This window comes from Nocardia sp. NPDC051052 (assembly GCF_044456045.1).
GTDB lineage: Bacteria > Actinomycetota > Actinomycetes > Mycobacteriales > Mycobacteriaceae > Nocardia.
Genome location: NZ_JBITFL010000002.1, coordinates 218,754 through 240,368, shown reverse-complemented (window position 1 = coordinate 240,368; position 21,615 = coordinate 218,754). Strand labels below are relative to the sequence as shown.

The 21,615-nt window shown below is 66.1% G+C and carries 24 protein-coding genes; 14 read left to right on the top strand and 10 right to left on the bottom strand.

Annotated features, from left to right (window positions below; translation table 11 throughout):
• The first annotated feature begins 77 nt into the window (after positions 1-77).
• The 3 genes from ACIBCN_RS06080 to ACIBCN_RS06070 are packed head-to-tail and all read left to right on the top strand — an operon-like array spanning position 78 to position 1,967.
• Positions 78-602, top strand: coding sequence for a MarR family winged helix-turn-helix transcriptional regulator (locus tag ACIBCN_RS06080; RefSeq protein ID WP_396990395.1), 525 nt, complete (start codon positions 78-80; stop codon positions 600-602).
• 55 nt (positions 603-657) lie between these two features.
• A complete protein-coding gene (locus ACIBCN_RS06075) occupies positions 658-1,068 on the top strand; it encodes a hypothetical protein (RefSeq protein ID WP_396990394.1) in 411 nt (136 codons plus the stop codon).
• Positions 1,065-1,967: an NAD(P)H-binding protein gene (locus ACIBCN_RS06070; protein WP_396990393.1), complete on the top strand. Its 903-nt coding sequence runs from the start codon at positions 1,065-1,067 to the stop codon at positions 1,965-1,967. The genes ACIBCN_RS06075 and ACIBCN_RS06070 overlap by 4 nt, the downstream gene beginning before the upstream one ends.
• A 79-nt stretch (positions 1,968-2,046) precedes the next feature.
• On the opposite strand, the gene ACIBCN_RS06065 is transcribed toward ACIBCN_RS06070, so the two are convergent.
• Positions 2,047-2,610, bottom strand: a complete 564-nt coding sequence (locus ACIBCN_RS06065; RefSeq protein WP_396990392.1) for a hypothetical protein — start codon at positions 2,608-2,610, stop codon at positions 2,047-2,049.
• Positions 2,611-3,157: 547 nt separating this feature from the next.
• On the opposite strand from ACIBCN_RS06065, the gene ACIBCN_RS06060 reads away from it, so the two are divergent.
• The 5 genes from ACIBCN_RS06060 to ACIBCN_RS06040 all read left to right on the top strand — a co-directional run bounded on the left by ACIBCN_RS06060 (position 3,158) and on the right by ACIBCN_RS06040 (position 7,644).
• Positions 3,158-3,553 (top strand): nitroreductase family deazaflavin-dependent oxidoreductase, encoded by a 396-nt coding sequence (locus ACIBCN_RS06060; RefSeq protein ID WP_396990391.1) that lies wholly within the window; start codon positions 3,158-3,160, stop codon positions 3,551-3,553.
• A gap of 151 nt (positions 3,554-3,704) precedes the next feature.
• Positions 3,705-4,721, top strand: coding sequence for a FecCD family ABC transporter permease (locus ACIBCN_RS06055; protein WP_396990390.1), 1,017 nt, complete (start codon positions 3,705-3,707; stop codon positions 4,719-4,721).
• Positions 4,718-5,758: a FecCD family ABC transporter permease gene (locus ACIBCN_RS06050; protein ID WP_396990389.1), complete on the top strand. Its 1,041-nt coding sequence runs from the start codon at positions 4,718-4,720 to the stop codon at positions 5,756-5,758. The genes ACIBCN_RS06055 and ACIBCN_RS06050 overlap by 4 nt, the downstream gene beginning before the upstream one ends.
• 29 nt (positions 5,759-5,787) lie before the next feature.
• Complete coding sequence (locus tag ACIBCN_RS06045) at positions 5,788-6,609, top strand: ABC transporter ATP-binding protein (RefSeq protein ID WP_396990388.1); 822 nt, start codon at positions 5,788-5,790, stop codon at positions 6,607-6,609.
• Between the two features lie 15 nt (positions 6,610-6,624).
• Positions 6,625-7,644, top strand: a complete 1,020-nt coding sequence (locus ACIBCN_RS06040) for an ABC transporter substrate-binding protein (RefSeq protein ID WP_396990387.1) — start codon at positions 6,625-6,627, stop codon at positions 7,642-7,644.
• Between the two features lie 7 nt (positions 7,645-7,651).
• Here the strand turns inward: ACIBCN_RS06040 and ACIBCN_RS06035 are convergent, their stop codons facing one another.
• The 4 genes from ACIBCN_RS06035 to ACIBCN_RS06020 all read right to left on the bottom strand — a co-directional run bounded on the left by ACIBCN_RS06035 (position 7,652) and on the right by ACIBCN_RS06020 (position 12,482).
• The gene (locus ACIBCN_RS06035; RefSeq protein ID WP_396990386.1) at positions 7,652-8,668 is read right to left on the bottom strand and encodes an isopenicillin N synthase family dioxygenase; all 1,017 of its coding nucleotides are present in this window, start codon (positions 8,666-8,668) and stop codon (positions 7,652-7,654) included.
• 216 nt (positions 8,669-8,884) lie between these two features.
• Positions 8,885-9,886, bottom strand: coding sequence for an LLM class flavin-dependent oxidoreductase (locus ACIBCN_RS06030; protein ID WP_396990385.1), 1,002 nt, complete (start codon positions 9,884-9,886; stop codon positions 8,885-8,887).
• On the bottom strand, positions 9,883-11,346 hold the full coding sequence (locus ACIBCN_RS06025) for an MFS transporter (protein ID WP_396990384.1): 1,464 nt from the start codon (positions 11,344-11,346) through the stop codon (positions 9,883-9,885). Before ACIBCN_RS06025 ends, ACIBCN_RS06030 begins: the two co-directional genes overlap by 4 nt.
• The gene (locus tag ACIBCN_RS06020; RefSeq protein WP_396990383.1) at positions 11,343-12,482 is read right to left on the bottom strand and encodes a hypothetical protein; all 1,140 of its coding nucleotides are present in this window, start codon (positions 12,480-12,482) and stop codon (positions 11,343-11,345) included. The genes ACIBCN_RS06025 and ACIBCN_RS06020 overlap by 4 nt, the downstream gene beginning before the upstream one ends.
• A gap of 390 nt (positions 12,483-12,872) precedes the next feature.
• Between ACIBCN_RS06020 and ACIBCN_RS06015 the strand changes: the two genes are divergently transcribed.
• From ACIBCN_RS06015 to ACIBCN_RS06000, 4 genes are all read left to right on the top strand, one after another.
• Complete coding sequence (locus tag ACIBCN_RS06015) at positions 12,873-13,247, top strand: DUF4186 domain-containing protein (protein WP_396990382.1); 375 nt, start codon at positions 12,873-12,875, stop codon at positions 13,245-13,247.
• A gap of 60 nt (positions 13,248-13,307) precedes the next feature.
• On the top strand, positions 13,308-13,700 hold the full coding sequence (locus ACIBCN_RS06010) for an Imm8 family immunity protein (protein WP_396990381.1): 393 nt from the start codon (positions 13,308-13,310) through the stop codon (positions 13,698-13,700).
• 213 nt (positions 13,701-13,913) lie between these two features.
• Positions 13,914-14,375, top strand: a complete 462-nt coding sequence (locus tag ACIBCN_RS06005) for a hypothetical protein (protein WP_396990380.1) — start codon at positions 13,914-13,916, stop codon at positions 14,373-14,375.
• Between the two features lie 178 nt (positions 14,376-14,553).
• Complete coding sequence (locus tag ACIBCN_RS06000) at positions 14,554-15,369, top strand: class I SAM-dependent methyltransferase (RefSeq protein ID WP_396990379.1); 816 nt, start codon at positions 14,554-14,556, stop codon at positions 15,367-15,369.
• Between the two features lie 35 nt (positions 15,370-15,404).
• On the opposite strand, the gene ACIBCN_RS05995 is transcribed toward ACIBCN_RS06000, so the two are convergent.
• Entirely contained in the window at positions 15,405-16,646 is a 1,242-nt protein-coding gene (locus ACIBCN_RS05995) for an MFS transporter (protein WP_396990378.1), read from the bottom strand.
• An 85-nt stretch (positions 16,647-16,731) separates the two neighbouring features.
• Between ACIBCN_RS05995 and ACIBCN_RS05990 the strand changes: the two genes are divergently transcribed.
• Positions 16,732-17,694 carry a helix-turn-helix domain-containing protein gene (locus tag ACIBCN_RS05990; protein ID WP_396990377.1) on the top strand — a complete coding sequence of 321 codons (963 nt, stop codon included), beginning with the start codon at positions 16,732-16,734 and terminating at the stop codon, positions 17,692-17,694.
• Between the two features lie 9 nt (positions 17,695-17,703).
• Here the strand turns inward: ACIBCN_RS05990 and ACIBCN_RS05985 are convergent, their stop codons facing one another.
• Together ACIBCN_RS05985 and ACIBCN_RS05980 are read right to left on the bottom strand one after the other, a co-directional pair.
• A complete protein-coding gene (locus tag ACIBCN_RS05985; protein ID WP_396990376.1) occupies positions 17,704-18,414 on the bottom strand; it encodes a DUF998 domain-containing protein in 711 nt (236 codons plus the stop codon).
• A 43-nt stretch (positions 18,415-18,457) separates the two neighbouring features.
• Entirely contained in the window at positions 18,458-18,856 is a 399-nt protein-coding gene (locus ACIBCN_RS05980; protein WP_396990375.1) for a hypothetical protein, read from the bottom strand.
• A 339-nt stretch (positions 18,857-19,195) separates the two neighbouring features.
• On the opposite strand from ACIBCN_RS05980, the gene ACIBCN_RS05975 reads away from it, so the two are divergent.
• On the top strand, positions 19,196-20,053 hold the full coding sequence (locus ACIBCN_RS05975) for a cyclase family protein (RefSeq protein WP_396990374.1): 858 nt from the start codon (positions 19,196-19,198) through the stop codon (positions 20,051-20,053).
• 129 nt (positions 20,054-20,182) lie between these two features.
• Here the strand turns inward: ACIBCN_RS05975 and ACIBCN_RS05970 are convergent, their stop codons facing one another.
• Both ACIBCN_RS05970 and ACIBCN_RS05965 read right to left on the bottom strand, forming a co-directional pair.
• Positions 20,183-20,635, bottom strand: a complete 453-nt coding sequence (locus ACIBCN_RS05970; RefSeq protein ID WP_396990373.1) for a VOC family protein — start codon at positions 20,633-20,635, stop codon at positions 20,183-20,185.
• Between the two features lie 55 nt (positions 20,636-20,690).
• Positions 20,691-21,578, bottom strand: a complete 888-nt coding sequence (locus tag ACIBCN_RS05965; protein WP_396990372.1) for an NAD(P)-dependent oxidoreductase — start codon at positions 21,576-21,578, stop codon at positions 20,691-20,693.
• Positions 21,579-21,615 lie beyond the last annotated feature (37 nt).

Below are 21,615 nucleotides of genomic sequence, written 5' to 3'. Positions count from 1 at the left end.
AGGCATGGTGATCGATCCTTATTGGATGTGATCGGAGTAACTTTGACGGCTCAGTAGTTAGGTGCCATATTACATTCATGACGACGGACTCGGTCGCTCCCGAAACCCCCACCCTGGGGCAGGCGCGGACACAGCTGCGGCGCTACGGGCTGGAATCCGAGATCGATCCTCAGGCCGTACTCGTCGCGGTGCGACTGCTCGCCGTGGGGGCGCGGCTCGGGCAGGCGACCGAGACGCACTTCGCGCGATTCGGGCTGTCCACCGGACGGTATCGATTGCTGGCCGACCTCGAGGACGCGGATGGCGAGAAGTCGCCTTCGCAGTTGGCGAGGAGTCTCGGGGTAACGCGCGCAACGGTTACCGGGCTGATCGACGGCTTGGCGCAGCAGGGTCTGGTATGCAGGCGCGCTTCGGCCGAGGACGGCCGCGCCGTGGTGGTTGTGCTCACCGCCCGCGGCGCGCAGCAGTTGCGCGATATGGCCGCCGACCATTTCGGACGCTTGCAGTCGATGGTCGGCGGATTGACCTGCGCGGAACGCGCGGTATTCCTCGACCTGCTCGAGCGCGTCGGCCACGGCATGGGCGCACTCACGGCGGACTGACCGCCGATCATCGGTCCGCGGCTCAGCATGACCATATAGTTAGGGACCTAATCAGATGAATACAACTGCCGTGACTCCTCGATTCGTATTGTGGCAAGAGGTGCTGTTCGCCTATCTGGCACCCGCGCTGTGTGCGGGCGCGGGCGGATTGGCTACCGGGCGGATGGATCTACTGCGCGCCGCGGTGACGTCGATCGCCGGGACATCCGCGCTGGTCGCCCTCCTGCTAGGAATGTGGCTGCGGTACAGCGGATTCCGCCGCCCTCGGTGGCTACGAGCGGCGTCCGTCGCCGCCGCGACATTCGGTTTCGGCGCCGCCGCGTTCGCGGCGCTGACTGCCCAAGTCCTCACCACCACAACGTCGTTCCCCGATCGCATTCGCATCGACTTCCCGATCGCCGCCGCACTGGCCGCCACGATCATCACGTGGCGCTGGTGCACGGTCCAACGAAAGGCCGACACATGATCGTCGTCATGGGCGCCACCGGCGCGACCGGCAACGCGCTGCTGACCCGCCTGCTCGACCTCGGAGTGCCATGCCGGGCATTGAGCCGGACTCCAGATCGCCTGCGCGCCATGGAATATCCGCCGGAAGCCGAAATACGATACGCCGACGCCACGAACCTTGCCGCGCTGCGATCCGCGTTCCACGGCGCAACGCAACTCTTCCTCGCCATGACCAACAGCCCCGCCCAGGTCGAACTCGAAACGCGCACAATCGAAACCGCCGCGGCGTGCGGTATCGAACACATCGTCAAACTCTCGGCACCGGCAGTCGCTTCGAACTCACCGGTGACCGTCGCACGCTGGCACTACGCCATCGAGGAAGTCCTACGCGCCACCGACCTGACCCACACGATCCTGCGCCCCTACGCATTCATGCAGAAACTGCTCCTCCTCGGCCCCCAGGTGGCTACTCAGGGCACCATCTTCGGAACCATGTGCGAGTCTCCCTGCAACTACATCGACTGCCGCGACATCGCCGATGTCGCGGCGGCAGCTCTCACCCGAGCCGAGATCGCCGGTGGTACATACCTTCTCACCGGCGCACACACCTATAGCTACCCGCAACTGGCAGCCCGGCTGAGTTCCATGCTCAACACTGCGATCCACTACACCGACCTGTCCTCCACCGACTTCCACCAACACCTCACCGAACAATCCGGTCTACCAACCTGGCTGGCCAACCACATCATCGAGATCCAGCAGCTGGCCATCGCGCAACCGGAACATCCCACCGATACCGTCGCCCACATCCTCGGCAAACCCCCGCGCACCCTCGAGTCGTTCCTGACCGAAAACCTCGACACCTTCCGCCATCTCCCGGTGTCGGACTGTGCGTCGCGAACGCCGCGCGGCCGGTAACGCCCGTGGTTATTTCTATTCTCCAGGCGCGGTATCGATTGGTGGACAACCGATACCGCACTTTATCTGGCCGCGATTTTTACTGCGTCTGGCCTAGGCCGAGGTTGGGGAGCAGGGTGTAATTGCCGGGCGCGCTCGGTTCGGCGGGTTGGGGGGCCTGTGGCGCGTTGCCGGTGCCGATGACGGTGGTGGTGAAGATCGGTGCCGGGGAGGGGTAGCACGCTACCGGGACGTTCACCGCGAATGGGCCCGCTTGAGCGTTGACGACCATGGTCAAGCCCGGATCGGCGTAGCTGGTGCCGGCCAGGGTTGTCGTGATCGAGCCGGACTTGCCTGCCGTCACGTTCACGGCGAGTGTGGGCAATGTGAATGTCGAACCACCGGGGAGCCGGTCGGTCACCTTGATCGCGGCTTTGCCGCCGCTGGTGTCGATCGTCGCTTTGACGGTACCGCCGGACAGGGACGAAGAGACATAAGTGGAGTTGGTCGGGAACGGTGCGGTCAGTTTCAGGTCACGGACGTAATTAATCTTGTATCCCCCCTGATCGCTGGGAATCTGACCCTGGCCCGAGGTCAATGTAATGGCTACTGCGGCACCGGGAGTCGCGGTAGCCGGTGCCGAGCCGGTGACCTGCATGGTCATCGTAGATTCTTGCGGGGCACCGATCGGCGGCTTGGCCTGACACTTGAAATTGACGGTCACCGCGTCCGCCGAAGCGGGCCCCGCTAACAGCGCGGGCGCGAGTGTAAGTGTGGCAAGAGCCGCGATTGTGGATATGCGAACAAATTTTGCCGAATGCGTTTTCATCGCCGTTCCTCGTGAATATTGGGCGCACGGACGACCGCAATGAGCCGTCCGTGACAGCGAGTGGTGAATAACAAACCGAACATCCGAAATTTGGATGCTTCTGATTTGGGTACAACGATTATGTGCAGAGTGCATGGTGCAGAAGAAGTAAGCGGACTGGGGATCTGACTGGGGAATGGGTTGGCTCCCAGCCGTTTTCGATCGCGAGCCCATCCAGCAGATCAACTCTCGTCGTCTGGGGAGTGCTCGTCGCGGCCCCGTGGTCGGCAGGCGGCGAAGCGGGGCGCTGCGGTTGTTCCGGAATCGCTGCGACGCGCTTTCGCCACGGTCAGGCTAAAGTCATAGATCGCGTCTTCTCGGATAGTCGAGCAGGGGAGTGCGGATGCCGCTGCCACGCATGCTGGCGACATTCAACCGAGCCGTCACCAATCGTGCGGCTCGGTTGCTGGTCGGACGTGCCCGCGATCTGGTGCTCGTCGTGCATCGTGGCCGCAGGTCCGGTCGCGAATACAAGACGCCGGTCAGCATCTTTCGTATGGGTGACCGGTACTGTGTCGCGCTCACCTACGGCCGTGACGCTGACTGGGTGCGAAATGTCTTGGCGGCGGGGGAGTTCGAGATCGAGGCGGGAGGGCGGCGGATCGCGTTGATCGAACCGGTCGTCGTCCACGACCCCACGCTGAGCTGGTCCGCTGGTTCGAGCAAGCGAATCCTTCGCCTCATCGATGCGCCCGAATACCTCGAGGCGCGTGCCGCGACCCCCGGGAGTCCTGACTAGTCATCGATACGATCGGCTTCCTGCTCGTTCTCGGGCGGCCGATCTGATTGCCGCGCCGGGATGCAGCCATAGTGCTGCCCGTCGGTGGCCAGCCACCCATGAATTAGGGTAGGCAAACCGTATTGATCTCTATCGAAGGTGAACGACACAGATGGATCGCGCCCGCACCAGGACGCTCCCGCTCGCAATGGGGCTGGTGCTGCTACTGGCAGTGCTCGCGTTCGCGGTACTGCTGAGCATCGCGGTCGGCTCGCGCGAGTTGACGTTCGCGACCGTGCTAGACGCGTTGCTCCGCTACAACCCCGCCGACGTCGATCATGCCGTCGTGCGCGATCTGCGGTTGCCGCGCACGCTGATCGGAGTGCTGGTCGGTATCGCGCTGGGACTGGCGGGATCGATCATTCAGGGCGCGACTCGAAACCCGCTCGCCGATCCCGGGCTGCTCGGCGTCAACGCGGGCGCGGCGCTGTTCGTCGTGCTCGGGATCAGTGTGCTCGGCCTGAGCTCGGTGACCGGCTACGTGTGGTTCGGCTTCGCGGGCGCCGCGGTCGCGGGCGGGGTCGTGTACTTCGTCAGTTCGCTCGGCCGTGACGGTGCGACGCCGATGAAGCTCGCGCTCGCCGGAGCCGCGGTGACCGCCGCGTTGCAGTCGGTGACCAGCGGGCTACTGCTCACCGACACCACCACTTTCGACCAGTACCGGTTCTGGCAGGTCGGGTCACTCGCCGAGCGCGACCTGCCGACCGTCGGGCAGGCAGTGCCGTTCCTCGCGGTCGGCATCCTGCTCGCGGTGCTGTCGGCGCGCATGTTGAACGCGCTCGCGCTCGGCCCGGATGTGGCCCGCGCACTGGGCCAGAACGTGCCGGTCGCCCGCGGTGTCGCGGCGCTCGCGGTGGTCATCCTGTGCGGCGCGGCAACGGCGATCGCCGGACCCATCGCCTTCGTCGGCCTGATGGTCCCGCACGCCGCCCGGCTGATCACCGGCCCCGACCATCGGTGGCTGCTGCCGTACGCGGCGGTGATCGCCTCGATCCTGCTGCTGGTCGCGGATGTGCTCGGCCGCGTCATCGCTCGACCGGCCGAAGTGCAGGTCGGCGTCTTGACCGCGGTCATCGGCGGGCCGCTGTTGGTTGTGCTGGTGCGACGCCGCAAGTTGGTGGCGTCGTGACCGCCGTCGACGCGGTCGCGCTGGCCGCCGTCGCCCAGGCACGCCGCGGTGGCCGCACGCGCGCACGGCTGGTAACGCTCGCATTGTTCCTGACGCTGCTGCTGGTTTTCGCGCTGACGCTCACCGTCGGCTCGTATTCGGTTCCGCTGAGCGAAGTTCCGGGCATTCTGTTCGGTGGCGGCGCGGGGCAGGACGCGTTCGTGGTCAGGCAGCTGCGGTTGCCGCGAGCGGTCGCGGCCATCCTGGTCGGTATCGCGTTCGGTCTCGGCGGCACGCTGTTTCAGCGACTGCTGCGAAACCCGCTGGCCAGTCCGGATGTGATCGGGATTTCCCAGGGCGCGAGCGCGGCCGCCGTCGCCGGGCTGATCGTCTTCGGACTGTCCGGCACGGCGTTGTCGCTGGCCGCTTTCGTCGGCGCGGTCGCCACGGGCGCGGCGATCTACGGTCTCGCCCGGCGCGGCGGGGTGAACGGTTTTCGCCTCGTGCTCGTCGGGGTGGGTGTCGGCGCGGTGCTAACCAGCGTGGTGTCGTACTTGATGACGTGGGCCGATGTCGCCCTCGCCCAGCAGGCGCTGGTCTGGATGATCGGCAATCTCAATGGCCGGAGCTGGCATCATGTGATGCCGCTGGCGATCGCGCTTGCGGTGCTGGTGCCCGCGGCCGCACTGCTCGCCCCCGCGCTCAACGGACTGCAACTCGGTGACGACGTCGCGGCCGGCCTCGGCCTGCGGGTGGAGTACACGCGGCTGCTGTTGCTGCTGATCGCCACGGCCAGTGTCGCTTTCGCGACGGCGGTGGCCGGTCCCGTCGCCTTCGTCGCGTTCGTCGCGAACCCCATCGCCACTCGACTGACCGGCGGCGGCCGTACCGCACTGGTACCGGCCGCGCTCACCGGCGCGCTGGTCACGCTGATCGCCGATTTCGTCGCACAGCATCTGCTCGGCACCACGCTGCCGGTCGGGGTGGTCACCGGCGCGGTCGGCGCGCCGTATCTGCTGTGGCTGCTCGCCGCGGCCAACCGCGCCGGGCGACTCTGAAAGGGCTGTGCGTGTCTGAAAGGGATAGCGTGACACCAACTTTGCACACCGAGCAGCTGCGGCTCGGCTATGGGCCGGTGACGATTGTCAACGACCTCACCGTGCGCATCCCCGAGGGCCTGGTGACGATGATCGTCGGCACCAACGCGTGCGGAAAATCGACCTTGCTGCGCGGCTTGGCGCGGCTGCTCGCGCCCACGCACGGCGGGGTCTATCTCGGCGGCGAGCCGATCTCCTCGTTGCGTAGCAAGGATGTCGCGCGGGTGCTTGGACTGTTGCCGCAGTCCCCGGTCGCGCCGGAGGGCATCACGGTCGCGGATCTGGTCGGTCGCGGTCGCTATCCGCATCAGGGCATGTTTCGCCGATGGACGCCCGAGGACGACGCGGCGGTGGCACGCGCATTGCAGGTCACCGACACCGTCGGGCTGGCGTCGCGCTCGGTCGACGAACTCTCCGGCGGCCAGCGGCAGCGGGTGTGGATCGCCATGGCGCTGGCCCAGCACACCCCGATCATGCTGCTGGACGAGCCGACCACCTTCCTCGATATCGCCCATCAGGTGGAGGTGCTCGATCTGCTCGCGGATCTCAACAAGGTCGACGGCACCACGGTGGTGATCGTGATGCACGACCTCAATCTGGCCGCCCGCTACGGCGATCACCTCATCGCCATGAAGAACGGCGAAATCGCTTGCGAGGGTGCCCCTTCGGGCATTCTCACCGCGACATTGGTCGAGGACGTCTTCGGCATGCCGGCGCAGATCATTTCGGATCCCGTGTCCGGCACCCCGATGGTCGTTCCGATCGGACGACATCGCTCCGGCCGGGCCGTCGCGCCCGCCACCCGGTCCTAGGAAAGGAAACACACAATGGTCCGATGGACGAAGGCGGTGGTGGCGGTTGCCGCCCTCGCGCTGCTCACCGCATGCGCCGCCGATCCCACCACCACCCCGGCGAGCGCGGGCGATACCGGTCACGGCGACAAGAATGTCGCCACCGGCGGGGCACAGTTCGCCACCGCCGATGCCGAGACCGCCAAACTCAAAGCCGATGTGGGGCCCGGGGTGTTTCCGCGCACGATCACCCAGGCCATGGGACAGACCCGCATCGAGAAAAAGCCGACGCGGGTAGTCGTTCTCGACTCCGGCGAGCTGGACGACGTTCTCGCACTGGGTGTTACGCCGGTCGGCATGGCGACCACCGCCGGCCAGCACGGGGTGCCGTCCTATCTCGCCGACCGGGTGCAGAACATCGCGACGGTCGGTCCGACCAACACCCTGGATCTCGAGAAGATCGCCGCCTTGAAACCGGATCTGATCCTGGGCAGCAAGTTACGCGTCAACGATCTGTATCCACAGCTGTCGGCCATCGCGCCGACCGTATTCTCCATCCGGCCCGGCTTCCCGTGGAAAGAGAACTTTCTGCTGGTCGGTGCCGCACTCGGCGCGGAGGAGCAGGCCACCAAGCTGCTCAACGACTATCAAGCCAAGGCGAATCAGGTGAAAGCCAAACTGCCTGGCGCACCGACGATTTCGCTGGTGCGCTTCTTGAGCGGCAACATCCGCCTGTACGGCAACAAATCCTTCATCGGTGTCATCCTCGCCGATGTCGGCCTGCCCAGGCCGGCGAACCAGAACGTCGACGAACTGGCGGTGCAGGTCTCGAAGGAGAACATCGACCAGGCCGCCGGCGACTGGATCTTCTACTCGAGTTACGGCGCGGACGTCTCACCGGACCAGAAAGCCGTGACCGAGGGCCCGATCTGGCGGAACTCGACCGCGGTCAAAGCCGGGCACGCGATCGCGGTCGACGACGAGGTGTGGTTCCTCGGACTCGGTCCGATCGGCGCGATGCGGGTGCTCGACGACCTCGGCAAGTTCCTCGCCTGAGCGGAGCTCAGTCGGCCGGTTGGTAGTCGAGCGGGTCGGCCGCGAAGGTCTTCAGCATCTTTCGCGAGATCCATTCCCCGGCGGTGCTCGCGCCGTAATGCTGCGGCGCGTCCAGGTCGGCGAAGGACCCGATCGGGTCGATCGTCGCATCGTGGTTCGGGAGGTAGAAGAACGGGATCGACAGGCGGGACGAGCTGCTGCCGCGTTCGGGGTTGATCACTCGATGCATGGTCGAGACCCATCGACCCCCGGTCCACAGCGACATCAGATCGCCGATATTGACGATGAAACCGCCGGGAATGGTGGGGACATCTCGCCATTCGCTCGCACCGTGGCGCACCTGGAGTCCGCCGATGTCGGTGTCCTGATAGAGGATGGTCAGGCTGCCCCAATCGGTGTGTTCGCCGCGGCGCAGCTGGCCGGGCAGCGGCGCCTCTCGTTGCGGGAAGTAGTAGTTGACGGCCACCGAGGAGACGTGATGGTCGAAGATGTCGTCGAAGAAGGTCTCGTCGAGTTTCAATGCCAGCGCGAACAACCGCATCAGGTCGCCCGCCAACCTCGAGAGCGTCGCCATGTATTCGTGCCAGGTGTCCGCGAAGTTCGCGGGCGCGGTCGGCCAGACGTTGGCCAATTTCCATGAGGCCCAATAGTCGCCGAGCGCCGCGCGTTCCCGGTCGCTCAGATCGCCGGTCACGTGTGCCGAGAAGACTTCGCACAGATCGGGCGGTGTCTTCTTGTCCAGGCTGTGCGCGGTAGATCCCGCCATCCGCCGGAACCCGGAGATGCCCGGCCGATGTGCGACAGCGTCTTTCGCCGCATCGGGCAGGACGAAGAACTCCCGGTTCGTCGCGCACATCCGGTCGATGAGTTCAGTCGGCACGCCGTGGCCGACGATGGTGAAGAAGCCCGAACTGGCGCAGGCGGCACCGATCGCCTCGGCGATCGTCCGGCGTCCGGTAGCGCTGTGCCTGGACGACAGGTCGATTACCGGAACGAACCCCTCGATGACGGTCGGAGTACTCAATGTTGTTGTCCTCTCACGAATACAGGTAAGCAGGCATTGAGTATCGGAAGCGTTACGACCAACAGTCGTCCGATGACCGAGCAGTCGAAAGATTCCGCCATGACAGGACGTCGACGCGCGCAGAAGCTCTATTTCGGGGCGCACGGAATACGCAGAACGTGCATGGCGTGGCGGGCGATGCTGGATGTGCCTCGCAGCAGCCGGGATCCGCGAGTCCTACTCCTGATGAACCGAACGCAGTGCGGGGATCACGGAACGCCCCAATTCCGCAAGGGCCGCAAGGGGATCGGGGCCGAGCGGGGGACCGAACGAGATGTGCCGGGCACCGAGCGCGTGCAGCTGGAGACAACCCTCGATCACCTCGTCGGGTGACCCGACGACGGCCAGACCCATCATGCGGTCATCGATGAATTCGATGGCCTTTCCGAGATCCCCTGCGCGAGCGTATTTTCCGGCCGCATAAAAGTCGGAAGGTTGCAGACCGGCCGCAGCAAGGTGATCCGGTGAGAAGGACTGTCCGTAATAGGCGAGTTTCTCGGCCAGCGCCCGCCGCGCGGCGTTGCGCGCCCCGACGGATACCCAGATGCACGCCGGTAGATCGAAGGTTGCGGGGTCGCGGCCGGCGTCGCGTAGTCCGGCGTGGACATCGTCGCTGATCTTGCCGTACAGATCCGGACGGGGGAGTAGCGGCAGCGCTCCGTCGGCCACCCGACCGGCCAGCCGCCGCATCTGTGGTCCCGTTGCCCCGACGTACACGGGTACCGGGCTGGTCAGCGGAAAGCGTAGCGAGCTCGACTCTCCCCACCATTCCGGCAGATCATCCTCGGCAATATCGGAGTGCCCCAGCAGGGCCCGCAGGGCCGTAACCGATTGCCGCACAGTCGTCATCGGCTTGCTCCGGCGCAGACCGGCCCAGCCGAGAAAGTCGGTCGCCCCGGCGCTCACCCCCAGGGCGAACCGGCCGCCGGAGACCTCCTGGGCGGTGGCCGCCACCATCGCGATCTCGGTGGTGTGCACCGTGTACGGATTCATGATGCCGATGCCGAGCTGGATGCGTTCGGTACGCGCGGCAAGGGCACCGATCAGCACGGGAGCCGAGCGCAGCAGCAGATCGTGCGATATCCAGAGTTGGTCCACGCCTGCCGCTTCGGCGGCCGACACCAGCCGCAGGAGTTCATCGTAGGACAGGTCGTTGTTGACGCGGATCGAAGTCTTCATTTCCCACCTGTGCTTCCAGAAGTCATGTACGGCAAAGGGATCCGACTGCCCCGCGCACCTCGGGCGCGCCGGACAAGGTATGCGGCCCCGGCACAGCCCAGCGCGGCGATGATCAGCGCGCGGAAGAAGCCGGTCGTCGATGTGCCCGCCGTCGCGCCGAGCACGGCAACGCCGATCACACTGCCGACCTGCCGGGCCATGGTCAGCAGCGCCGACGCCGCCCCGGCACGACCGGCGGCGGCAACACGGAGCATGTCGGCGGTCGCCGACGTGATCGCGATGTCGATACCGAGACCGACGAAGAACGCCGCCCCGACTGTCACCCCGAGCGCATGGGACCGAACGCCGACCGCCATGGTGAGGAATGCGCCCGCGATCACCAGCAGGCCGGTCAACATGGCGATGCTGTTCGACGATCGCTGTGCGATCAAACTTCCGCACGGCGAACCGAACACGGCCCCTGCGGCTTCCACGGTGACGACCACACTGGTTTGCAGTGGCGACAGCCCCTCGACCCGCCGAAGAAATCCGGCGATCAGAAAGAGCTGCCCGTAGAAACCGAAGTTGACCACGAACGCCACCACCGCGGCGGCGCGCGCATCCGGATGACGCAGCAGGGACAATTGCAATGCGGGGTTGGGGTAGCGACGCTCGACCGCCGCGAATCCCACGGCGAGCATTACGCCGACCACCATGAGCGCCGGTCCCACGGCCGAGTCCGGCACCGCGCCCCATTCGATCACTCCGGCTACGAAGGCCGTCAGCGCCATCAGGAACACACCCTGGCTCTGAAAATTCAGGCGGCTGTGCACGATTGGCGTCTCGGGGAGGCATAGCCTGGCCAGGATCAGCGTGCCGAGGGCCAGCGCCAGGTTCGCCCAGAACAAGCTTCGCCAGCCGAAGGCGGCGACGAGCACACCGCTGAAAACCAGCCCCACGACGGCTGCGGTGCTCCCGACCGTCGCCCAGATGACCACCGCGCGAGCCCGACGGCGATCATCCGCATAACTGGCTTTGAGCAACGACAGAGAACCGGGCATCACCGCCGCCGCGCCGACTCCCTGCAGTGCCCGGCCCGCGATGAGCAGTCCGCCCGAGTCGGCGACCGCGCACAGCGCCGAACCCACGGCGATCAGCACGGCCCCGTTCAGATACACCCGCCGGGCGCCCCATCGATCGGCGAGTGAGCCGCCGGTCAGCAGCAATGCCGTGCATGCCAGCACGTAGGAGTCCACGATCCACGGCGCGAGGCCTGCGCCGATACCGAGGTGCTCCTGCATCCGCGGCAGCCCCACCGTGACGATGGTGTTGTCGAAGGTCACCATCGCGAAGCCGAGGCACAGCGCGACCAATATCCACGCCGACGGCGGTGCGGTGGGGGTGGCGGGGACCGGCGCGCGGCCGGACGAAACGGTGTCGGGTATGAGCACCGCCGGAGCAGGCTCGTACCGCAATGTCACAGATCCTTCGCCGCCGTGCCGGTGAGGTGATGGGCACCGACGAGCTGCCGTCCGCGTGCGGCGACCAGGGCGTGGCGGGAGATCACGACCGCGTCGCGCCAGCATCCCTCGAGGCCGTTGCGGCGGTGGATCGCCGCGGAGCCTGCCGCGTCGAACAGGTCGCGGCACACCTGTTCCGCGGTATCGGCCATCTGACAGCAGGCCGAGCGCAGTAGCGCCACCTGCTCGACGGGTACTTCGCCCAACGTCGCGCTGGTCCACGCGGCGTTCGTCGCACTGTCGAGCAAGGCCACCGCGGCCTGCACCCGGCCGTGGGCGCGGGCGTATGCCGCCTGCGAGATGGGCTGCGAGGCCAGCGATCCCGACCCGTAGCGCGTGCGGGTGGTTTCGGCCAATTCCGTGAAGGCGGCGAGCGCGCGGTCGGCGGTCGCCCGCGCGACTTCCGCGATGCAACCGGCCAGCAGGGCGTAGAGCGGGTATCGGAACATCGGTGCATCGATAACCGGCGGTCCGGTCAGATCGATGCCGTGCGCGAGCGGCACCTCGGTGTCGCAGCTGAGGGTGTAGGACGCGCTACCGCGCAAACCGAGTGCGTCCCAATCTTTTTCGATGCTCAACGCCGAGGGGGAGACCAGCCACCAGCGAACGACCGAGTCCCCGTCGGCTTCCGTCGTGGGAGCCGCGAGCGCCGCAAGTGTCATCGACGGCGCACCGGTGACCAGCGGCCAGCGTCCCCGCAGCCGGACCCGATCGCCGTGCCGGACGGCGGTGCCGACGGGCACCGAGGAACCGCCGACCACCAGACGGCGATCGGCGAAGTCCTGCGTCACCGACGGATCGAGGCGGGACAGAAACGCTCCGGCCGGACCGTGGATCGCCGCCACCCACCCGGCGGCCGGATCGGCGGCCGAGATTGTGCGCACCGCCGCCAGCAACTGCGGAACAGACCACTCCAGGCCGCCGAACTGTATCGGCAGCGCGGCACGAGGCAGGGTGGACTCCTCTAATTCCTGCCACACCTCCGGATGCAACGTCCCGTGCGTCTCCCCGTACTCCCGGTGCGCCCGCGCGGCCCGGCATAGCTCCTCCACCGCAATGGTTCCGGCATTGACGGGAGGTGTACTGAATGTAGTCATCACGCTCTCCAACGCGAAAAAGCCGGTGCGACCTGGGTGGACAGCACCCAACCTGATCCTCGGACGGCACTTGATATGCCGTCATTTGACGGTACATACCGTTGTTCAACGTGCCGTAAGTTAGGTGTAAGTTGGGTCGCACTCCGGAGATAATCCGCCGCGACCTGCGGTTCGAACCGGCCACCAAGTCGACCCAACGAACGCGCGCACGTACCGATGTCACGTCGCTGGTGGCAACCGGTGCGTGCTGCTCAGGTTTGTGTCGGTCCCTGCTGCTAGCGTCCGCTTCGGCACGTCGAATTAAACGGGCCGCGCGCGGCAGGCAACGGCGTTCTACCGGGAGGTCTTCGGAGTCCACATGGTGACAGCACTCGAACCGATCCCGAACCCATGACCGACGAACTCGACGACAGGCTGGACCGGATCGGCCAGCACCATTTCCGCGCGAAGTTCCGGCTACGCGGACGAGACCGCGCGGTGGTCGACCTGCGCGGCATCACGACCGTCCGCAAACACGCAGCGGACCTGATCGCCCGCAGGCTGGCCCCGGCCGAACCGCCCAACGACGGCCGACAGACCCCCTATCGCGGACATCCCGTCTTCGTCGCCCAGCACGCCACCGCCACCTGCTGCCGCACCTGTCTCGCCCGCTGGCACGACATCCCCGCCGGGCACCCCCTCAACGACGCCGAGCGATCTTACGTCGTAGCAGCGATCTGCCGATGGATCGAGAAGCAGTACGCCCCCAACCAGCCACCTCCGTGAGACCGTCGACCTCAGGCGCGTTCATTAACATCATCAGCAGACTCACCCACTGGAGGAACGATGCGAGCCGAGATTCGCGAGTTGCTCACGCCCGATATCGATTCCGACACCTTCGTTCCTGACGATCCCGATCGGTTCTGCTTCCTTGTCCAGATGTTGGCCGGACCGGCGGGCGACGAAGGAGAAGAATCGTTCCAGTTCGAGGTCTGCACTCCTGGATGGTTGTCCGAGCGAATCGAGCGTGACGGACCAATCAACGGCCGTCATTACGTCATCGTCAACAACTTCCACTGGCCGACGCTGCAGAACTACTTTGAGCGGCTCGTCACCAGAATCTGGGGTGATAACTGGCGGGAAATCGCTACCGAACTGAGCCGATATGGCGGCTGGGAGTTCGAAGACTACACCGCAGCGGCCAGTGGTCCAACCGAACCGCCTGAGCGTGATCGGTAGGCCATGTCGGAGGTCTGACGTTGTCAGAGCATATGCGCGACAACCACATCGGACTGCCCGTAGGCAGACGGCGTAGGCACGCTGATTTCGGGACGGTCCGCCCGTTGGTCGTTGTTGAGCCCCTGAGTTTGAGGGCACGGGCAGCGATAACGCTGTCCGGACGGGGGACGACAAACGGGTATGAGTCTGAAACACGTTTCCCTACAACAGTTTATGTTCCGCACGGGGGTGATCGTCGCGGCGACGGTTGCCGCGTTGAGCGGGTTCGCCGGGGCCGCCGGCGCCAACCCCGCCGATCCGGTTGCCCAGTTCAGTCCGACCCTCACTCGGGTGCCGGGTCCCAATTGTGCGGCGATCATCAATGCCGAGACGGTGCCGCAGGCGCAGTCCGGTGCGTTCGGTGTTCGGGTGAAGATCACGCAGACCGGGGAGTTCTGCGGGGCCTACTACCTCACCGTGCACTGGCGCAACGTCGACACCGGCTTGAGCAGCGGACAGTCCCAGCGCGTCGAAGGAACCGCAGTGGTCGGCCTGCCGGACAACGTGATCACCGGTATGGGCATGGCGCCGGGCGCCGGAAAGGTGGAGGCGTGGATCGACACGTACTCCGAGGTGTATCCACAGAATGTGGACCTGGAGCACATGGCGGGCCGAACCACGTTCACCCTCGGCTGAGCCCCGCGCAGCGGTTCGACAGGGGGCGGGGATTCGACCGGATCCCTGCCACCGTAGTGGATCGACGCGGCTGGGCACGCTCGCCCGAAGACCAACGGCCCGAGATCATCTCGGGCCGTTGGCGGCCTCCGCGTGCGAACCCCTAGGCAGTTCCGTATATGTGAGTAGCGTCGTTGGTGTGCAAAACACCGAACTCGTCGGAGCGCAGCAGACCCTCAGCCCCGTTCTCCGGGCCAAAGCACTGGACAACCGGCTGCCCGACCCGATCTTGGGTGACAAATACGCCGAGCAGGCGATGCGCCGTCTCGACCCGGACTATGACAACCGCAGATTCGGCACCAGCCAGCTGGGCCTGGCCGCGGTGGTGCGCGCGAAGGCCCACGACGATTGGGCGCGAAGCTTCCTCGCCGATCACCCCGATGCGGTGGTGCTGCACCTGGGCTGCGGACTCGACGCCCGGGTGTACCGGATCGACCCGCCCGCCACCGTCGACTGGTACGACCTGGACTACCCCGCCATTATCGAACTGCGGCAACAATTCCTGCCGACGCGCGAGCACTACACCCTGATCGGCTCCAGCGTCACCGACGCGACATGGTTGGACCGTATTCCCCGGGGTCGGCCGGTGCTGATGATCGCCGAGGGACTTGTGCCCTATTTGACCGAGACCGACGTCCGGCGGCTGCTGATCAGCGTCGCGGATGCCTTCCCTACCGGCCAAATACAGTTCGACACAGTGGCGGTTTGGGCATGGCGCACGTCGAAATGGGACCCCACGCTGCGCCGATACGACACCCAGTTCCACTGTGGCTTCGACGATCCGGCCGCGCTGGCCGATTGTCACCCGCGGCTCGAATTCGTTGACGAGGCGCCGATGAACGACTCTCCGGTGTTGATGGCCAAGGCGCCCGCGAACGCACGCCGCGTGTTTCGCCTCTTGAACATGCTGCCGGGTATGAAACGGTCCACCCGCATCGTGCGGTTCCGATTCTGAGTATTTGCCCGACGACCGTCTCCCCGGACCGTGGACTAAGTCCGAGAGGAAACCAATTGCACTGTGGCGGTAGAGCTTTCCGCTGCACGGTGCCGGGCGCGGGCAAGGACCATGGTCGCCAGCGAGACGACGACGATGCCCGCGCCGAAGATCTGGATAGTGGGCGCGGCGCCGAGGCGGCGAGCCGCGTATCCGGCGCCGATGGCCGGGAGCGAGATGGCCGCGTAGGCGATGATGTAGAACGCCGCCATCACCTGGGCTCGCCGGTCCGGCGGGGCCGCGGCGCCGATCGTGCGCAAGGAACCGAACATCGCACTGCCCATACCGAATCCGATGACGACGCTGGCGGCGAGGAAGCCAACGGCGGTGCCGTCGCCGGTCACCGACCCGGCCAGCCCGAGAATGCCTGCCGACTGGATCGCCAGGCCGCGCGCGATCTGGGACGCCGGTGCCGTCTTCTGAGTGAGCACCGAGGCCAGCGCGCCGGCACAACCCATCGCCATGATGGAGCCACCGGTAGGCAGGTAACTGCTGGTGTGCAGCAGGGCCGGGACGATCGCTCCGACCAGGCCGAGGAACAGGCCGACGATCGACCACGCGCACGCGACGGCCAGACCCGACAGCACGAACGGTGCGAGGATCGCCCGCGGCACACCGGGCGCGGTGATCCGGAATGCGGTGCGCGACACCACGGTTTCCGGCATCAGCACGGTGCCGACCAGCAGGAGCGTCACCAACACCGCGAGCAGAACGTAAGGCGTCACAAGCGGATTGGCCACGTATTGCACCAGCAGTGACCCGGCCATGCCACCCGATCCGACCCCGAGCGTGCTCGCGACGACGTTGTACAGACCGGTTTTGGCGGGATTGTCGTGTCGGTACAGTTCCAGCAACGCCGCGCCGGCCGCGCTGATGGCGACGCCGGTCGACAACCCCTGTACGGCGCGGGCGGCGAAGAGCCAGATCACGTCGGACGCGTAGCCGTACAACACCATCGACGCGAGCAGCCCGGCCAGTCCGGCCGCGATGACCGGGCGACGGCCGACGCTGTCGGATATGCGCCCGACCGCCAGCAGGGTCGTCAAGACGCCGAAGCAATAGGTGGCGTAGATCAGCGTCACGGTAGAGGTGTCCAGGTGCCAGGTCGCGGCATAGAGCTTGTAGAGCGGCGAGGGCAGGGCGGAGGCCGCCAGGCAGAACCCGATTACCGCCGCGGCCAGGCCGAACGCCGTTTCATGACGCAGCCGGGGCAGGCGCGAAACATCAGTCGTAGTCACAAGATTCAGCCTCGTCGTGGGAACGGTCGCCGACGAGTGGCAGAAATGACTAACTTGACGAAAATTCTGCCAGTAGTCTGGTGTCATGGGTAACCCTGGAGTCGTCGCGGTCGCCGTCACCGACGGCATGCCGATGTTCGAGCTGGCCATCGCCACACAGGTATTCGGCATCGACCGCCGCGATATCGCCGACCCGTGGTATCAGCTGCGAATGTGCGCCGCCGATCCCGGCAAGACGCGTGTCGCGCACGGCTTCGTCTTGGATACTCCGCACGATCTCCGCGGACTCGAAAGCGCGGACACGGTGATCGTGCCCGGGCTCGACCCCGCGGACGTATCCGCAGGCGTCGTTGATCCGCGCTTGACGGCCGCCGTCCTGTCCGCGCACGCGCGTGGCGCCCGCGTTGTCTCGTTCTGCACCGGCGCGTTCGCCTTGGCCGCGGCGGGGCTACTGAACGGGCGGCGGGCCACCACCCATTGGCGCTATACCGAACTCATGCGGACCCGGTATCCGGACGTGCGGCTCGACCCGGCGGTGCTCTATGTCGACGAAGGCGACGTACTGACCAGCGCGGGCGTCAGCGCCGGAATCGACCTGTGCTTGCATCTCATCCGCACCGATCTCGGCGCGGACGTCGCCAATCAGGTGGCGCGCCGCATGGTGGTCCAAGCCCACCGCGCTGGCGGGCAGGCGCAATACATCGAGAAGCCGATGCCCCGATCCGACGGCGATGGACTCGGACCGGTATTGCAATGGGCCAGCAAGAATCTCGATCAGCAACTCACCGTCACGCAACTGGCCCGCACCGCCGGGCTCAGCACCCGCACCCTGGCCCGCCGCTTCGCCGAAGCCACCGGCACGACCCCGCTGCGCTGGCTGCACACCGAACGCCTGGCCCGGGCCCGCCAACTGCTCGAGACCACGGATCTGCCGGTGGACCGCATCAGCCAACTCTGCGGCATGGGCACCGCGGGCAACCTCCGACACCATTTCACCCGCGAGGTCGGCACCACCCCAATGCTCTACCGGCGGTCGTTTCAGCGCTGACGAGGTGCCTTATTCGACAGACACGCGTGGGGCTGGTCTGCTCATCAGGCGGATCGCCAACAGGACAATCCAAAGGCCGCCGACGATGATCCCAATCCGTTCAATGAGCCCTGCTGGTCCCCCATCTGACAATTTGGCGGTGAGGACGAAGGCGACATAAGAGCTCGCGACCAGCAGGCCAGTGGCAACCGAATACCAGGACCAGCCGCGCCTTTCGCGCGCCTCGTCGCATCGTGTAAGCACGAAGCAAGCCGCAATCAGCGATGTGAACTGAACGAGACCACAGAGACTATGAACGGCGCCATGAACGGTCAGCGGGCTCGATGCTCCTGGTGGATAACCTAGCGACGGGTCGGGAAGGATCGGCCCGATGGCGACGAAGGTGAGACCATAGATGCCGAGCAGGATGGGCCCCCAGGTGGAACCACGTCCAATACGCAGACGCAGTCTCATCCCGATGGCAAAGGCGAGCAGGAGCGCTCCGGTGAGGATGTAGTTGGTGATTTGCATCCACCCGCCTGGCCCCAGTTCGAGGTTGCTGTCGGGGACTACCCAGGCGTTGTAGCCAGGGCGTATGGCCCCGAGGCTGAGGATGACAACAATGTTGAGCAGCGCGGCGATGACACCGCAAACCAGCAGCGGTCTCATCGCCGCTGACTGCTCAGTACTTTGTCCGGAGGGGGCGGTCTGCGGCTTCGCAGGACCGAGAGTGTCTGTCACGACACGTGTCCTCTCGTCGTCGATCAAGGTGAGGTGAACACCACTATCGACCGATCGGTCGCCTCGGAGATTGGAAAAATGTTCCCCAGGCCCGATATCGCTCCAGGGCGATGACAGGCAGATTGTCCGCGTGCAGCGCCCCCGGTGTGCGGTCCGCGAAGATCGACACATCCCGGCACAGATGAGCCTGTGCAAAAAACGATTTCGTCAGCGCGAACCGTTCCGCCCAGGTCTCGGCGTCCGCGAGTTGCTCCCGCAGTCGCATCTGGCGGAACCGCCCGGCGCGGGGATGACAGTCGGAGGGGGTAAGCCCCGACGCCCGAACGGACACCCGGATATGGCCTGCTGCCGCAAGCGGTTCCGAGATGTCGGTTACCTCGAGCACGTCCGGCGGGCCGTATTCGCCGAAGGTCAGCGTGCGGATGTCAGTTGCCCTCCGCATGCACGCTGTCGACCCCAGGGTCGTCTTGGGCGAGACAACTCTGAGATGCCCGCTGGGTCAGGCGTTTTGAGCACCGTTCAACTCTAGAATGTCCTTACTGCCGACGAAACCCGTCAGCTGGCTGAATACCTCGGCCGACTGGATGGTCGAGGCAGCTACCGCGCCCCGGCGGGCCTGATGCGCTTGTACTGTCGACGAGCGCGCGGTCGTGCTCGTCGAAGTACCGTCGATTCGGCGCCCCGCACTACCGGGTAGCGCGCCACGGCGGTAGCTGCCCGTCGTTCCGGTTGAACTTGACAAGAAGGATCGAATCAGATGGCCGACCCGAATGAGCTTGATTTGCCTGACAATTGGGGCCGGTGGGGATCCGACGACGAACTCGGCACCCTCAACCTCATCGACGACGAAGTGCGCGCGCGGGCCGCCATGGAGGTGCGCACCGGCCGGTGGGCCTCATTGGCGCAACCGATTACGCCCAATCCGATGATCAGCAGTCCGTTCGCGCCGACGACGGTAGAGGTTTCTCCCGTGCAGCAGATGATGTCCCACACCGGGATCGGCGTGGCGGCTGACCTGATGCTGGTCACGAACCATCACGCCAAATCGACGCACATTGATGCGCTGGCGCACTGGTCGACCGGCAGCGAGGTCTACCCCGGTCGTCCGAGGGACCAGATCGTGACGGCCGCGGGCGTCACCTTCGCCTCGACAACGGCCTTCGCCGCCGGAATCGTGACGCGGGGGATCTTGCTCGATCTGGCAGTCGGAGAACCGCTCCCGTCTGGTCACGCGGTGACGTCGAGCGACCTCGAAGCCGCCGAGCAACGGCAAGGCGTCGAGATACGGTCGGGTGACGCGCTGGTGGTGCGGTTCGGCTGGCCGGCCGACCCGCTGATTCCAGGTCGGCCGACTCCTGGCATCAGTCTCGACGCGGTGCGCTGGATGCACCGTCGCGGGGTCGCCCTCTATACGGGTGACCGGGGCGACGCCTACCCGCCACTGGACGCTGATGGACCGTCCCCACTGCACGGCGTCGCGCTGGGCCGGATGGCGATGCCGCTTATCGACGGCTCACAGCTCGACGACCTCGCGACGCTGTGCGCGGAACTCGAGCGTTACAGCTTCCTGCTCGCGGTCGGCCCGCCACGCATCCATGGCTTGACCGGCGTGACGGTCAACCCCCTCGCGATTTTCTGATCCCGCGACGGCGTCGATCACCGCTGACGGTCACGGACCGGCCGTGCGCCGCAGCGGTCCAGCCACGTCGAACAGTTGACTGACGCAGTCTTCTGCTGAATCGAGTGTGTCGTAGGGCTCGTTGCCGAACTACGTTGTGAGCCAAGGGGAAGCGAGATCCGCCATAGCGGGATTCCGGTCGTGTGATTGGCGTGTGTAGAACCGGACCGAAAGTCCACTCGGGCTGCGGACCACGAGCAGCCAGCCGACGATCCCACGCAGCACCGGTGAGTGCTCGATGCCGAGTGTGTTCAATCGGTCACCGAGGACGTCGAGATCGGCGCGCGTGCGCACTGCGAAGGTCACGGGGTCCAGCGCGGCCGTCCGCTCGGCGGCGTCCGGGTTCAACCGCAGTTCGACGGGTGTTTCTATGCCGGGGATGTGCACGATGTGGGCGAAGACGTCACCGTCGGGGGTGTGGTGATCGAGCTGCGGATCACGCTGGGCACCGACGACAGCTTCCCACCAGGCGAGGTCGGCGGCCAGGTCCGCGACGAAGACCTTCAGGTGGTGGATTCCGTCGAATCCGGTGAGCGCGGCCATGCGTGTGTTTCCTCGTTATTCCATTCGGCGACAAGGGAAGTGGCGGTTGATGGGGTTATCGTGCGAGCACCGCACGGACCGCGGCGAGGTCCCGGTCGGCGAGACCGGCCGCCGCGGCACGGTCGTAGATCGCCTGCAGTGTGGCGAGGAGTAGGTCCGGGACACCCGCGGCGGTCGCGGCGGAACGGATGTGGCCGAGATCCTTGACCGCGGCGCGGACCGGGCTGAGCGTCTCGTCGCTGCGCCCGGTCAGTTGGGCGGCGCGGTAGTGCAGGTACGCGCTGTCGGCGTTCGTCCCGTCGACCGCGCGAAGGAACAGCGCGGGATCCAGACCGAACGACTCGGCCAGCACGGCTGACTGCGCCGCCATCGCATTCATCCCGAATAGCCATGTGTTGCACACGAGTTTGAGCAGACTCGCCGCGCCGGGCTCATCCGCAACATCGACGATGCTCGACGCGAGTGCACCGAGGACTGGTGCCGCCGCCTGTTTGAGTTCGGGTGTGCCGGCGACCATGATCGTCAGCTCACCGCGCCGGGCCGGGCCTGGGTTGCCGAGGAACGGTGCGTCGACGATGCGCACGCCCAGGCGCGTCCCCGCCTCGACGATCTCGGCGATGCCCGAGCCGACGGTCGCGCTCTGCAGCACCACCGTATTCGCCTGCACGGCGGGGGCGATCTGCTCGAGGACGCCGAGAACCGCGGGTGTGTCGAACACGGTGATGACGACGACCTCGGCCGTTCGCACCGCGTCGGCCGCGGTCGAGAAGACCGCCGCGCCATCGTCTTCGAGGGGCCGAGCCCGCGATTCGGTTCTGTTCCAGGCACGGACTGTGAACCCGACCTCAAGCAGCCGCTGTGCCATCGCGAATCCGGCATCACCGGTGCCCAGAACCGTCACAGCCGCCATCATCGCCCTTCCTGATGCATCAACTTGACGCATCCACTCACTGATGCGATGCTACCGCACAACATCAGCC

What these genes read in the sequence shown, in the direction of transcription:
- ACIBCN_RS06080 (WP_396990395.1), top strand. Translation starts at nt 78, where the DNA reads ATGACGACGGACTCGGTCGCTCCCGAAACCCCCACCCTGGGGCAGGCG.
- ACIBCN_RS06075 (WP_396990394.1), top strand. Translation starts at nt 658, where the DNA reads ATGAATACAACTGCCGTGACTCCTCGATTCGTATTGTGGCAAGAGGTG.
- ACIBCN_RS06070 (WP_396990393.1), top strand. Translation starts at nt 1,065, where the DNA reads ATGATCGTCGTCATGGGCGCCACCGGCGCGACCGGCAACGCGCTGCTG.
- ACIBCN_RS06065 (WP_396990392.1), bottom strand. Translation starts at nt 2,610, where the DNA reads ATGACCATGCAGGTCACCGGCTCGGCACCGGCTACCGCGACTCCCGGT.
- ACIBCN_RS06060 (WP_396990391.1), top strand. Translation starts at nt 3,158, where the DNA reads ATGCCGCTGCCACGCATGCTGGCGACATTCAACCGAGCCGTCACCAAT.
- ACIBCN_RS06055 (WP_396990390.1), top strand. Translation starts at nt 3,705, where the DNA reads ATGGATCGCGCCCGCACCAGGACGCTCCCGCTCGCAATGGGGCTGGTG.
- ACIBCN_RS06040 (WP_396990387.1), top strand. Translation starts at nt 6,625, where the DNA reads ATGGTCCGATGGACGAAGGCGGTGGTGGCGGTTGCCGCCCTCGCGCTG.
- ACIBCN_RS06030 (WP_396990385.1), bottom strand. Translation starts at nt 9,886, where the DNA reads ATGAAGACTTCGATCCGCGTCAACAACGACCTGTCCTACGATGAACTC.
- ACIBCN_RS06020 (WP_396990383.1), bottom strand. Translation starts at nt 12,482, where the DNA reads ATGACTACATTCAGTACACCTCCCGTCAATGCCGGAACCATTGCGGTG.
- ACIBCN_RS06015 (WP_396990382.1), top strand. Translation starts at nt 12,873, where the DNA reads ATGACCGACGAACTCGACGACAGGCTGGACCGGATCGGCCAGCACCAT.
- ACIBCN_RS06010 (WP_396990381.1), top strand. Translation starts at nt 13,308, where the DNA reads ATGCGAGCCGAGATTCGCGAGTTGCTCACGCCCGATATCGATTCCGAC.
- ACIBCN_RS06005 (WP_396990380.1), top strand. Translation starts at nt 13,914, where the DNA reads ATGTTCCGCACGGGGGTGATCGTCGCGGCGACGGTTGCCGCGTTGAGC.
- ACIBCN_RS05990 (WP_396990377.1), top strand. Translation starts at nt 16,732, where the DNA reads ATGGGTAACCCTGGAGTCGTCGCGGTCGCCGTCACCGACGGCATGCCG.
- ACIBCN_RS05980 (WP_396990375.1), bottom strand. Translation starts at nt 18,856, where the DNA reads ATGCGGAGGGCAACTGACATCCGCACGCTGACCTTCGGCGAATACGGC.
- ACIBCN_RS05970 (WP_396990373.1), bottom strand. Translation starts at nt 20,635, where the DNA reads ATGGCCGCGCTCACCGGATTCGACGGAATCCACCACCTGAAGGTCTTC.
- ACIBCN_RS05965 (WP_396990372.1), bottom strand. Translation starts at nt 21,578, where the DNA reads ATGCGTCAAGTTGATGCATCAGGAAGGGCGATGATGGCGGCTGTGACG.